Annotated in this window: 15 protein-coding genes; 14 read left to right on the top strand and 1 reads right to left on the bottom strand. The window is 47.7% G+C overall.

Annotated elements, in window-relative coordinates; translation table 11 throughout:
- Positions 1-3 precede the first annotated feature (3 nt).
- Positions 4-330, bottom strand: a complete 327-nt coding sequence (locus tag C7R92_RS31135; RefSeq protein WP_106836814.1) for a hypothetical protein — start codon at positions 328-330, stop codon at positions 4-6.
- A gap of 135 nt (positions 331-465) precedes the next feature.
- Here C7R92_RS31135 and C7R92_RS31130 point away from each other — a divergent pair, with 135 nt between their 5' ends.
- The 14 genes from C7R92_RS31130 (at position 466) to C7R92_RS31065 (ending at position 12,435) form a co-directional block, all read left to right on the top strand.
- Complete coding sequence (locus C7R92_RS31130; RefSeq protein WP_244195882.1) at positions 466-1,653, top strand: XkdF-like putative serine protease domain-containing protein; 1,188 nt, start codon at positions 466-468, stop codon at positions 1,651-1,653.
- A gap of 13 nt (positions 1,654-1,666) precedes the next feature.
- Positions 1,667-2,602, top strand: a complete 936-nt coding sequence (locus C7R92_RS31125) for a major capsid protein (protein ID WP_106836812.1) — start codon at positions 1,667-1,669, stop codon at positions 2,600-2,602.
- Entirely contained in the window at positions 2,602-2,841 is a 240-nt protein-coding gene (locus C7R92_RS31120) for a hypothetical protein (RefSeq protein ID WP_106836811.1), read from the top strand. The genes C7R92_RS31125 and C7R92_RS31120 overlap by 1 nt, the downstream gene beginning before the upstream one ends.
- Positions 2,807-3,187, top strand: a complete 381-nt coding sequence (locus C7R92_RS31115) for a DUF3199 family protein (RefSeq protein WP_106836810.1) — start codon at positions 2,807-2,809, stop codon at positions 3,185-3,187. Before C7R92_RS31120 ends, C7R92_RS31115 begins: the two co-directional genes overlap by 35 nt.
- Positions 3,184-3,510, top strand: coding sequence for a hypothetical protein (locus C7R92_RS31110; RefSeq protein WP_106836809.1), 327 nt, complete (start codon positions 3,184-3,186; stop codon positions 3,508-3,510). The genes C7R92_RS31115 and C7R92_RS31110 overlap by 4 nt, the downstream gene beginning before the upstream one ends.
- The gene (locus C7R92_RS31105) at positions 3,510-3,992 is read left to right on the top strand and encodes an HK97 gp10 family phage protein (protein ID WP_106836808.1); all 483 of its coding nucleotides are present in this window, start codon (positions 3,510-3,512) and stop codon (positions 3,990-3,992) included. Before C7R92_RS31110 ends, C7R92_RS31105 begins: the two co-directional genes overlap by 1 nt.
- The gene (locus tag C7R92_RS31100) at positions 3,992-4,459 is read left to right on the top strand and encodes a hypothetical protein (protein ID WP_106836807.1); all 468 of its coding nucleotides are present in this window, start codon (positions 3,992-3,994) and stop codon (positions 4,457-4,459) included. Before C7R92_RS31105 ends, C7R92_RS31100 begins: the two co-directional genes overlap by 1 nt.
- Positions 4,456-4,659, top strand: a complete 204-nt coding sequence (locus C7R92_RS31095) for a hypothetical protein (RefSeq protein ID WP_106836806.1) — start codon at positions 4,456-4,458, stop codon at positions 4,657-4,659. The genes C7R92_RS31100 and C7R92_RS31095 overlap by 4 nt, the downstream gene beginning before the upstream one ends.
- Before the next feature lie 2 nt (positions 4,660-4,661).
- Positions 4,662-5,999, top strand: a complete 1,338-nt coding sequence (locus C7R92_RS31090) for a phage tail sheath subtilisin-like domain-containing protein (protein WP_106836805.1) — start codon at positions 4,662-4,664, stop codon at positions 5,997-5,999.
- Between the two features lie 2 nt (positions 6,000-6,001).
- Positions 6,002-6,451 carry a hypothetical protein gene (locus tag C7R92_RS31085; protein WP_106836804.1) on the top strand — a complete coding sequence of 150 codons (450 nt, stop codon included), beginning with the start codon at positions 6,002-6,004 and terminating at the stop codon, positions 6,449-6,451.
- 30 nt (positions 6,452-6,481) lie between these two features.
- Positions 6,482-6,871, top strand: a complete 390-nt coding sequence (locus C7R92_RS31080) for a phage tail assembly chaperone (protein ID WP_106836803.1) — start codon at positions 6,482-6,484, stop codon at positions 6,869-6,871.
- A gap of 330 nt (positions 6,872-7,201) precedes the next feature.
- Complete coding sequence (locus C7R92_RS31075) at positions 7,202-10,891, top strand: hypothetical protein (RefSeq protein ID WP_106836802.1); 3,690 nt, start codon at positions 7,202-7,204, stop codon at positions 10,889-10,891.
- Positions 10,888-11,460 carry a hypothetical protein gene (locus C7R92_RS31070; protein ID WP_106836801.1) on the top strand — a complete coding sequence of 191 codons (573 nt, stop codon included), beginning with the start codon at positions 10,888-10,890 and terminating at the stop codon, positions 11,458-11,460. Before C7R92_RS31075 ends, C7R92_RS31070 begins: the two co-directional genes overlap by 4 nt.
- A 21-nt stretch (positions 11,461-11,481) precedes the next feature.
- Positions 11,482-12,435, top strand: a complete 954-nt coding sequence (locus C7R92_RS31065; protein ID WP_106836800.1) for an XkdQ/YqbQ family protein — start codon at positions 11,482-11,484, stop codon at positions 12,433-12,435.

The following is a 12,435-nucleotide window of genomic DNA, read 5'->3' as shown; positions in this document are numbered from 1 at the left end:
TCTCTAGGGGGCTATAGAGGTTTCTCCAGTTCTGATGGACATTAATAATCGGAAATAAAAAACAAGGAACTCTTCGTACAATGGTAACTTATTGGATCTGTGAGATTGCTCAATTTCTTTTTTTAGTTCATATCGTTTCGCCAAAATTAATGATACTACAGCTACTATTATTGTCACGAATCCAGTAATAAAAGCACCCGCAACAGGTGGCTGTAGTTCTTTAAAAGTTTCCCAAAAAGTTTTGAATAAAAAATAGATAGCAATTAGAGAGCCTATAATTACAGCCAGACCCAACAAAAAAGAAAAAATACTCGATAACTTTTTATCCATTAAAATTCTTCCTCCATACTTTAATAGTTAAGGAGTGATACTATTGGGTATACTAACAAATATTTCAAATTTTAGGAAGGGGGTGAATACAGGTGACTAATAAACTAAGATGCAAGAATCACGCACATTTCATTGGTGGACAAGGGTGCTAATGGTCGCCCGTTTGCCATTATCAAGGAAGAGGGCAAGGAGTCATTGCAGAAGGACATTCGTATTGCAAAAGCGGACAAAGCCAAGCAGATTGTTTATGGGCTTGTCTACGAGCCAGACGTCACAGACGCGCATGGAGACAGTATGACAGCCGATGAAATTGAAAAGGCTGCTCATGGTTTCTTGGAGCGCCAGAACTCGTACAACATTGACAAACAGCATGATCTAGAGGCTGACAAAGGGTATGTCGTGGAGTCGTACATTGCTCCAGTAGACATGACGTTTGGCGATCAAGAAATCAAAAAGGGGTCATGGGTGGCTGGTGTAAAAGTAACGGACGCAGATACGTGGGAACAAATCGAAAAAGGCGAAATCACAGGATTCTCCATGTGGGGAGTCGGAAAACGCGAAAAAATTCAGGAAGCCTCTTCTGATACCGGGAATGAAACGGTTGAGAAGGGGCTTCTGCATTCCATTGCCAAAGCATTGACTCGCATCGTCAAAGGCGAGGTAAAAGACAAGTATGAGCGTAACAAGAAGTCAAACGACTTCTGGACTGCTTGGAGTTCGTTTTCGGGTACGGTTCAGCGCTACAACTGGCAGACGGATCGTTACGAGTTTGAAAGTGACCCAGAAAAGGCAAGAGAAGCGATTCAGGACTTTGCCGACATTCTGCAAGAGATTCTTGGAGCCAACGACATTGCGAAGGCGTTGGGCAAACCGCCTGAACAAATTGCCAAGGCAGGGAAAAAGCTGTCGGCAGCTCGCTTGGACAAATTGAAACAAGCCCACACCACAATTACCGACCTGCTGGCAGAAGTAGATGACCAAGCAGGAGACGAGGAGGAAGAAGACATGAAACCAGAAGATATTCAAAAAGCAGTTGCTGCGGCTATGGCGCCAATTACCAAGCAATTGACTGATTTGCAGACGGAAGTAACAGAGCTCAAGAAGGCAGAAGGTGGAGCTGGTGACGAGGGGCAACAAACTGATCCGGCAACGGCCGCATTGACTGAAGCTGTTGCCAAGGCATTAGAGCCTATTTCAAAGCAAATGGAAACGTTGGGGAACGAGGTCCAATTGATCAAAAATGCAAGAGGTTCCAGTCAGCAACAGCCTGGAGATCCAATTCAAAAAAATGAAGACGATAGTTCCTTTAGTGGGCTGTTGTAAGGAGGGTGTACACATGAGAACAAATGGACAAATCATTACTAAAGCTGCAACAACAACGTCGGTTGATACTTCTGCTTTAAATTACAAGCAAGTCAATAAATTTATGGAAATGGCGTACGATTCCACTGCATTTTTGAAAGGAATCCGACACGAAACCCGCACATCGGCTCAAGGGACCATTGACAAAATAGGTGTAACCGGACGAAACCTTCGAGGAAAGGTGGAGGACAAAGAAGCAACAAACACTAAAACACCAAACTTCCCACAAGTTCCTTATTCTGTTACTCCTGCTGTCCTGCCATTTGAAATTACAGAGGAGTTTATCCGACAAACCGAGCGCATACGTGGCCAAAATGCTGAGCAGATCATTCTGAAACATATGACTCTGAATTACGGTGACAATATGCAGGACATCGGATTTAACGGTGATACAGTTACACCGAATACGAACCCCGATTATGATTTCTTGAAGCTCAATGACGGATGGCTGAAGCTTGCCAAAACAAAAGGGAATTACATCGATTGGGCAACGATTACTGCTGCTGAAAAACTAGGTATCTTTTTCGAATTGGAGCGAGCTGTACCTACCCGTCATCGGGCAGCAGGCCAATTCAAATACTTCATGCATCCGAATACGTTCTCTGAGCGTCTGCAACGACTGGCGGAAAAAGACACGAGCGCATCTATTCAGTTGCAGATCACTGGCGGCGTAAAGAAAATCAACTCTTATGATGTAGAAGAAGTTGCTCATATGCCAGAAGGCGCTGTTATTTTCACATATCAGCCTAACTTCGTGATGGTTAACACCTACGCCATGCAAATCCGGAAGACGACAGAGGGTAAAGAGGCAATCTATGCTGACAAGCGCTTCTATGCTATCCATTCCGACTTCGACCCAATCTTTGAGGAGCCGGCAGCGGTTGCCTACGTTGAAGGGGTTGAGTTTTAATGCTCGTCACATATATTGGGGAGAATAATTCGCTCCAGACTCTCGGGTTTCGTTTTCAAAAGGACAAGCCAATTGAGATAAAGGATAAAAAAGTGCTGGATAAATTAAAGACATGTGATGACTTCAAGATTTATGAGCCAGACAAACCAAGCAGTCAGCAAAAAGGGACCACAAATACTTCCTCACCAGAAGGAGGGTCATTAGATGCTGACGTCGGAGAAGGTCAAGAAGCAGAGTAGCACACGAGCCGTTCGGGATTCGACACCTGAGCGGCTTTCCTATCTTATCAGTGAGGCAAGGGTAAGGATCGAGCTTTTCACGTCACGGCCGTTTGTGGACGATGACGCAAGGCTAGAAGTGGCTCACTTCCGTTTGGTTGAGGGGATGGCCCTGACGGACAATGACGAGGTGCTGGGTGCGGAAGCGCGGGGCATCATGTCCGAAAGTGATCAGGGTTACTCCTGGTCGGTTGAAAGAGCTGCTGTCACAACAGGAAGCCCGCTGGTCGATTCTTTGCTTCGTCAGTGGATGTCCTTCACAGCCGAAACGACTGACGGGGGTAACGTGAAGGCGATGATCTTATGAACCATCGGATGAATGATCAGATCGTTCTGAAACGTACAGGAACGATTCAGGGTGAGCGCAACATAGTTTCCACTACCGAGTTACCCCCACAGACAGTTGTCGGCTGTGTGCGTGCTGTGGAATCGTCGTGGCAACGTCCAGCGAATACCGATCCGGTGGAATGGGATTATAAAGCGTCACTCGCCTTCTTATTGGGTCAGGAGGTACGAAAAGATGATCGGCTTGATTTACCTAACCTTGGGGAGTTTGTTGTGGTTGATGCCAGACCAGGGCGACGGTTTCTGGCTGTGACAGCGATCCAACAAAAACGGGGTGCGGAGTAGTGGACTTCAAACAGTTTGAAGAGCGCATGGGGCAATTTAACAGGGAGCTACCTGACATCATGCAGCGCATCTATTACCAGTTGGGGGAAGAACTACTCAACCATGTTATTGATGAGCTCGACAGTCAAGACCTGATTGATACAGGGACCTTGTGGAATTCCTTCACGCAAGGCGATCAGAATAACGTTTGGCAGTTCGATGGAGACCGGAACACTTTGTCGCTGGAAGTCGGCTCCAATCTGACCTATGCAGAGTACCTCAATGAAGGCTATACGATCGACAAGTCGTATTTCGTTCCGGGGTATTGGAATGGAGTAGGTAAGTTCATCTATGACCCATCTGCAAAAGGTGGCTTCATGGTCAAGCCTCGTAGTTTTATCGGCCGCAAATATTTTGATATCGCCTTGAGAGATTTCCAAGGCGGTATGAAGGCCCTGCTCGAACGGATGTTACAAACTGAGCTGGAAAGGATGTTGAGGTGATGGAGAACCGGGCTTTGTCATGCATTATCGATTTAATCAACGAGGCATTCCCTTCCCTCGCTATCCTGTACAGCTTGGATGTGTGGCTATCGGGTAATTTTAAACCACCTGTGGCGTTCATTCAGACCCAAGAGGTTTCAGAACGTGGCAATACTCTGACGTCGTACCAAATCATTTCCGACGCGGGGATTGTATTGCATCACAAAAAAGTGATAAAGGGAGGCCAAGAGGTTTATGAACCGATTTTTACCGAGCCACTCCGACAATTATTAAGGCGTGAGCGGTACAGTTATCGCGGGAAGACGGACGGGCTGTATATCAACATCGACAACACCACTTTTCGGGTTCGGTCTGACAAAAAAGACCGGACAGAGATTACTTTTCGCTTTGAATATACCGTCCCGATTCCTATAACCGATATGCCGAGAGTCCACACATTCGAAATCGAGGAGGATTGGAAATCGTGACAACTCAGCAAGAACCGCGAGAGCGGCAGGCTGCTAAAGCCGAACCGAAACTACTGAAAACGGAGTGGATTGAAAGAGCACCACAGTTTGGAGCCGAAAGGTTCGAAATTGCTGGCGCTCTTTTTGATGTCTCCGATCATCACATGTTGACCGAGAAAGACGTTGCTCGTCGGTTAACAAAATATAGAGGCGGTGTGTAAAGATGACGATTCAACGAGAACGTCCGGGAACAATGGTCGAACTAATCACAAAAGCGAAGGAACGTATCGTGCCCAAAAGCGGCGTTGTCTTGGTTCCCTATCAAGCAGAGTGGGGAGCTCCTGATACTTTGGTCAAGATAACCAGCTATGACGAACGTGTCGCAGAAACCTTTGGAGAAGTAGATAACATCGAGCTTGCTTCAGAAGGCGGCGCTACGATTCTCGCGTACCGAATCACAAATGGAAATGCAAAAAAAGCCGAGTATACACAGGCGGATGCAATCAAGATCGAGGCGCTTTATCCAGGGCTTCGTGGCAATGAATTAAAAATTTCAATTTCCCCATCCACGGCTGAACCGGGGAAAAAGGAGATCCAAGTCAAAGGGCCGATCAAAATCGAGAAATTCTCTTTTGCAGATGCAGCCGAGCTTGTCGCAAAAACATCCCAATCACTCTATGTTCGAGCAACCAAAACGGGGGATGTTGCGATTACTGATGTTGCAGAGACAGCCCTGACCGGGGGAACTACTGGTAACACAGGGTTAACTTCAACAGACGCTACGAAGCTTTTTACTGCTGTTTCCGGAGCTGACTTCGACACCATGTATCTGCCTTTTGACGATCCAGCGATTACGATTTCAGCCAAGCAGTTCATTAAGGATCGGCGTTCACTCAGCAAGAAGCTCAGCACATTGGTTATTGCGGGCAAGGAAGCAGATGACGAAAACATGACGAAGCACATCGAGCGTTCTGTTTCCATGAATGCTCGCTATGTGGTCAATTGCGCTATTGCGGGAACACACACCAACGGGAAGTCATACAGCAGCCTTCAATGGGCGGCATGGTTAGCTGGTATGTTAGCAGCAACCCCAGCAAATCAGTCTTTGACCGGAGTCATTGTTCCACTGAAAAAAGCACTAAGGGATTGGGGCCATGGTGATATCATAGGTGCCCTTAGCTCTGGCACGCTAATTGCCACGCGTGACGGTGATGTCTACATCATCGAAAGTGCCGTCAACACGCTGTCCGTGATCGGGCCAAATGAGCGGGAGGACTACGGCAAAATTCGCGTCAGCATGACCATGGATCAGATTGTAAACGACATGAATGCTGTGGGCAAAAAGTACAAAGGTAAGCTGAGCAATAACGACCTGGGCGGAGCCGTCTTCGTAGGTGGCTGCAAGCTGTACTTGGAAGAACGCGAAAGACAAGGAGCCATTGATACCGGATGGACTTTCACTGATAAGAAAAATGGTGAAGGGGATCGTCGAGGCTTCTTGTTGTCAGCTCGTCCTTTGGATGCCATTGAATACTTCGAAATCGACTGGGAGGTGATCTAGGAGTGGCAGCACATAACCTGTATCTGAAAAACACACAAGTTTACGATGAGGACGGAGACCCTTTTCAGGGCATCTTGGAGGCAAAAGCGGTATTTAAAACGCAAGTAGAACCTGTTCACCGCTTGCGAAAAGGAGAGACGGAAGATATCGTCTCTTATCATGTTGAGGTGACAATGATCCTTACAGCCCAAAACGCTGATCTGAAATACTTTATCATCGACAAGATCACGCAAGGGAAGACTCCTATCATACCTATGCTGATTGGTGAGCAATGGGATAAAGAGAATGATGTAAAAGAACGCGTGCGTCTTACAAACATTCGCTTGGTTCCGGAAGAACTCACGATCTTTGAGGCAAAGGCAGAAGGAAATGACAAAGGCACTTATGAATTGCGAGGGAAAACCAACGATAAACCGGACTTCCTTGAGAAGTTTACGGAGTATGAAGACTAAATCTATTAAACAATTAGGAGAGTGAACAGTATGAGTAATCTGTTGCAAAAATATCTGGCAAAGGCAAATGAAGCAGTAGAGCACGTAACCACGACGGTGATAATCGATGGAGATGAATGGTCTGTTCGGAAGCTGAATCTATTGGATAGCCGAGCGTGCCTCAAAATGGCAGAAAAAGACGGTGATTTCGATGCTTTAAAATATAGTGATGCTCGAATCGTAAAAGCAACGGAACACGCATTTCCTTGGAATGACAAGGAGCTGCTAAAGGCATATAAAGCCAAAGATAAGTACGATTTGCCCGCCCGACTTTTCAAGAATAATCCAGAAGGGTACAAAGCGTTACTCGGAGCAGTTGAAGAACTATCAAAAGATACGCCAGAAACGGAAGAAGAGGCTATTGAGGAGCTAAAAAACTAATCCGTTCCGATGGGGAGGCAAATTTACTTGCAAGAATATGGCTTAATCGAAACCGACTCCCCTCGGAAGTCGTAGAGTATGAAGTAGACCCATATATGCAGAAGCTTTTTTTGTTCGCTTGTGAAGGAGTAGAGGTAGAAGATAGTGGAGGTTAGATGTCTTCTGTCTCCTTCTTTCCCGAGCGACATGACATCATGTCATTGGGGAGAGAAGTTTCACAGGAGGGGTTCATGTGTTGTCGCTCATTGGAGTATTACTATTATGAATACGAGACATCAGACGCCTATTTGATGGGCGTCTTTTTCGTTTCTTGGGCTGGAGGTGGACCGAATGAACCGTCTAGGCGTAACAGCGGTACTTGGCGCACAGAATCGAATATCACCGGAACTGTTAAATATTGTCCGGGCCTCACGTGTAGCTAGGAGAGAACTTGGACACTTGGAACAGTCCACGCAAGATGTTGCGGATGAGTTGCGAAATGTACGACGGGCAGCTGAGCAGAGCGAACAAGCTTTTCGACAAGAAATACAGGGTATGCGACGCGAAGTTGAGCGGCTTGAGACCGAGTTACGATCATTGAGCAGTACCAGAGCTAGGCCAACGATCACCGCAGATAATCAGGCAGAGCGAGAAATCGCAAGGGTAAGAAATGAAGTAAGGGACCTCAACGGCACGAAAGCCGAAGTCATTTTAACGGCTGCTGTAACGGGTGCTACTGCTGGTGCTGGAGTGGTGGGTGGAATCGGGTTATTCGACCAAATCGTGGCTTCTGCGGAGGCGGAAGCGCGTAGAGCTGTGATCGGAGCCACCAAAGAAGAGATGGCCAGATACAGAAAACAAGTGACCGAGCTGACTACCCTAAATAAAAGCGTAGATCGAGCGACGGTATCCGATTTGCTTACCGATTCAGAACGCTATTCAGGCAAGGCTGGCTTAGATCAAGCAAGCGCCTATTCAATTTCTCAGCAAGCATTGAAGCTAAATGCAATTCGGCCAGACATGGGTGGTGTCGAAGAGTACCAAAAGACGATGTTTGCCATGAAAAACGCATGGAAAGACATTAATGACACTGGACGATTCGGCGATTCTCTTGCACGGGTCGCCAAGAACACCACGGACATTCGAGGTGAGGCACTGGATAGCCTGATCGAGTACAGCGTACAGGTTACGAAGTTTTTGGATACACCGGAGAAGCTGGCCGCGTTGATGGAAGAAATGAACGGCCTGTGGTCTATCGATAAAGGTTTTGATGCACTGAAGGAAACGACACTGAAGTTGTACAACGAAGGCGACCTGACAAATGCATTGAAAACAGCATACGAATCCATGGGGATCGAGTCAAAAGAAGCACAGAAACAAGCTGAAGAGGAAGCGAAGACTGTACAAAAGCTAATTTCTTCTGGGGACATTGCGAAAAGACAAAGCGCTGTCGGTATGCTGATGCAGACATTCGGCTCGATCAAAGATGAAGAAGTGCGGCAAGCGTTACTCAATGAGATTGGTTCGGGGCCGGGTGAAGACCTGGGCACAAAGGCGTTTGCTGAACTATTACGTAAAGCCGGGGGAATCAGTCAAAGTCAGCATGATCAATACAAATTAAAAGGCGAGCTGGACAAAAGCTTTCAAGTCTATAAGGACAGTAACCCACTCAATGGTTTTCAACAGGCAAAAAACACGCTGATCAATGAGTTTATTGAGTTGGGTGTCGTCGTGGGACAAGACCTTGCCCCAGCCATGGAATTCCTATCTGCCAAAGTGAAGTGGCTGAAAGAGAAGTTGGACGGCATGTCTCCAGAAGGTGCACTTGGAACACTTAGCGTCGTCGGAGTAGGGATAGCAGCAGGGCTGTGGGGATTGAAAGCTGCCGCCTTTGCTGCGGGAAGGGCTTTATGGAATGTAGCAGCAGGACAATTCGCACAAGATGTTGGTGACGCAGCGAGTGGTGGTGGAACCGGAGAGACAGGAAACCGGAGAAATAGGCACCGGAGAACGATAAGGAGAGAAGACCTTCGAAGGGGAGCAATTCGACGCGCTGGTGGTACGGTCGGGGAGTCTGCATCCGATATTGCATCGAGAGCTGGGGCTATGGGCTCAAGATTCTCTATGCTATCGAAAGTGATGAAGAAGGTTCCCATGATTGGCGCATTGTTAGGGGCAGTTGACGTGGCTGCTACAGCGGCTACCGAAGGAAATAGCAAGAACCTGTGGGGTTCAATTGGCGGGTGGCTAGGAGGAGTCGGGGGAGGTGCCTTAGCTGGTGCTGCATTGGGTAGTGTGGGAGCTGGCCCCATCGGAACATTTGTCGGAGGCATTGTAGGTGCAATCGGTGGAGCTATCGGTGGGGAAGCCTTCGGAAAGTGGCTGTTTGACGTTGCAGAAGATGGAATGGGGGCGATTAGTCAGTACGCATCTGGAATATCCTCGAAGATAGATGGATTTCTCGCACCAGCAAAGCAAGAGTTTGACCGATTTTGGGGCAACATGCCTGACGGATTTGTTGCTTCTCTTGGTTACATCGTCGGATATGGGAGTGAAAAGTTCAGTCAACTCCGCGACATGGGGTGGCAAAAAGCTGGGGAACTTGCAGTTGCGATGGGCCAAAAAGGAATAGAAATCAAAGACGCGTTTGTTGGTTGGGTCAGCACCTTGCCTGGCTCGATAAAAAAATGGCTGGACGAAGCCGCAAAAATGTTTGATCAGTTCATCGTTGACGTGCAGACGTGGTTCTCCAATCTGCCTAGCACCATCGAAACTGGTATCACAAGCACGTTCCAAGATTTGGCCAGCGGCTTTACTCTTGGGAAGACGACAGCCAAAGCGAAGCCATATGCAAACGGCGGGGTAATCGACAGGCCCCACCTTGGGTTGGTCGGCGAAGCTGGACCTGAGGCAATCATACCGCTTTCATCTGGTAGAAAGAATCGAGCCTACGAATTGTGGAAGCAAGTTGGGGCTCGGCTGGGGATTGATACGAACAAGTGGGAAAACCGTGTTGCAGCCGTGAAGGGATTCATTGACGACAATAACGATCCGATCGGTTATGCAGCAGGAGTAGTCGAAGGCACGAGCAACTCTTTCAAAAAGATGATCAAGCAGCGTTGGAATAACTACCATGCCAGCATGTCGTCAGCAACGAGTATCGACGATGCTATGCGGTTACGAGCAGACGCACACCGTACGAGAAATTTAGACTTAAAGTTCGGAAAAGCTTTAAAGTTTGTGGGAAAGGCAGTAAAGCCTATCGGTTATGCCATGGACGTATGGGACATTGCTAACGCGGATAATAAGCAAGAAAGGAACCGGACGATCATGAAAGTGATCGGCGGTATGGGAGGCGGCGCGTTGGGTGGTGTCATAGCTGGAGCAGCACTTGGGTCCATAGCGGCTCCGGGAGCGGGAACAATGGCTGGTGGAGCTCTTGGCGGCTTGGCAGGTACGGTAGGTGGCGAATGGTTAGCTACAACCCTTTATGATAAGTACCAAGAACCGATTGATGGCGCTATTGATAACATAGGCAGCATGATTGGAAACGGCTACGCAAATACGAGAAATTGGCTGGGGAACAAGGTACAATCTGCGAAAGACAACATCCTTGGTGTGGGTGCTGGTCTCTCGAACTTATTTGGCTGGGGGAAGAAGTACGCCAACGGTGGAATGATCAACAAACCGCATTTGGGACTCGTCGGTGAAGCCGGGCCAGAAGTGATCATCCCTCTTTCAGCCGGTAGAAGAAAACGCGCGTTGGAGTTGCTGGGTCATACCACAAGGAAACTCGGGGTAACTCCATATGCAAATGGCGGTATGGTCGGGCCGTTGCGCTCTTCGTTTGGTTCCAATCAGCCGAAAGTTGTCCAGGTGAAAGTCGACGCGCCTATCCAACTCCATCTGCATATCTCGGGCGATATCAACCAAGAGAAGTTCATCGCATTGTTGAAGTCACCCGCAGTTATGAACCAGCTATCACAGTCGGTGGAAAAATTGATCGTTGATGCAGTGGAAACGAACGGGGGTGCCGCATGATCCGTCTACAAGGCAAATACAGGCTGACCTTTCCAGTCACACCCGGAGAAGTACAGTTCAAGGGTTACGGGAGTGATGTAGAGGCAACAACGTCCATCACGTTGGACTCATTAAACCGTTACACGGGCAGAAAAGCAAAATCTATTGCATTTGAATTTTTGCTCCCGGGCGACCCTGAAAATCCACTGGTGGAGGTTGAAGGATATCAGGGGCCGAGGGAGTGGCTTGCTGGCTTGGATCGATTGTCGCATGCGGAAGTTTTGCTAACGATCGACGAATTGAATCTGGCGTGGAACGTGCTCATTGGCCCGTGTGAAGGCAAATTCTCGGGGATCAATGGGAGCTTTAGAGGGACGATTGAGTTCCCGATCTATATCAAATCGGATTTTGTTTCTTGGTCAAATTCCAAGCAGGTATTACAACCAAGCAAAGTCATCACCAAGCAAACGAGTAAACGTGCAAATACAACAGGGAAGAAAGCAAAAAAGAAGGTGTCGCTTATTGAACCTGTTGTCCAGGAACAACAAAAGCAAAAGATTAGCCAGAAATTAACCGGATTTACTCCGTAGACAAGGGGGGGAGGGCGCAGCATGAAAGTAATCTATGGCCAAGATGCTTCAAGGGTCGATCTTACAAAGGCGACGCTGGAACTATCGTGGACCTCATCACGAGGACAAATTGCACAGAATGCAGATATCAACATACGCCAAGCCCCGCCCCTACAATCGGCGGGTTTTTTGATGCTTTTTTCGGGCTTTGAACCGAAGGAGTCGATGCAGTTTTTTCATGGTCCGATCGTCCGGTTTGAACGAGACGAAAAGACAAGCGACCTCTCTGCCACCGCCTACGAGTTGAGCTGGTACTTGCAAAAGAACGAGACTTCACGGATCAAGCTGAATGGCGATGCTGGAAGGGAGTTAGAGCGCATTGTGAAGGCAACGGGTATCCAGTTTAGTTGTCCTGCCTTTGGTTTTGACATCAAGGAACGCCTCTCTTCTCAGTCTTACGCGTCCTTGTTTACGTTTCTAACGGAGAAGGCTTATGAAAAGACAGGAAAGAGATACTTCATTCAGCATTTACGCGACAAACTGACTGTACTACCAGAAGGCGGGAACAAAGTTGTCCCTATGTTTCAGGCGAGCATGTTAGAGAAAAGTTCCACAGGGGAGAGTATTGAGGAAGTCTATACGGTGGTCACCGTTGAGAAGTACAAAGGGGATAGCCTAGCATCTAGTGTCACCAAAGAGAACGCGGGATTGATCAAGCAAATCGGTAGAATGCAAAAGATGATCGATGCGGGAGAAGAGAAAAACATATCTTCCCTTGCTTCGAAGCAACTCTCCGAATTATCGAAGATACCAAAAACACGCACAATCACCGTCAGGCATGAAGACAATAACGCTGCAAGACTTCGCGCGGGCTGGCTCATCAAGATCACGGAAAAGGACAAAAAAACAGTAACCGATTGGATTGTGACAAACTGCAACGCCAGATGGAAGGGCGGCCAATATACGATGGACTTGCAACTGGAAAGGAGGACATAG

Source organism: Brevibacillus porteri, assembly GCF_003013475.1.
GTDB lineage: Bacteria > Bacillota > Bacilli > Brevibacillales > Brevibacillaceae > Brevibacillus > Brevibacillus porteri.
The sequence above is the reverse complement of the archived record's forward strand: the minus strand, read 5'-3'. Positions and strand labels throughout refer to the sequence as shown.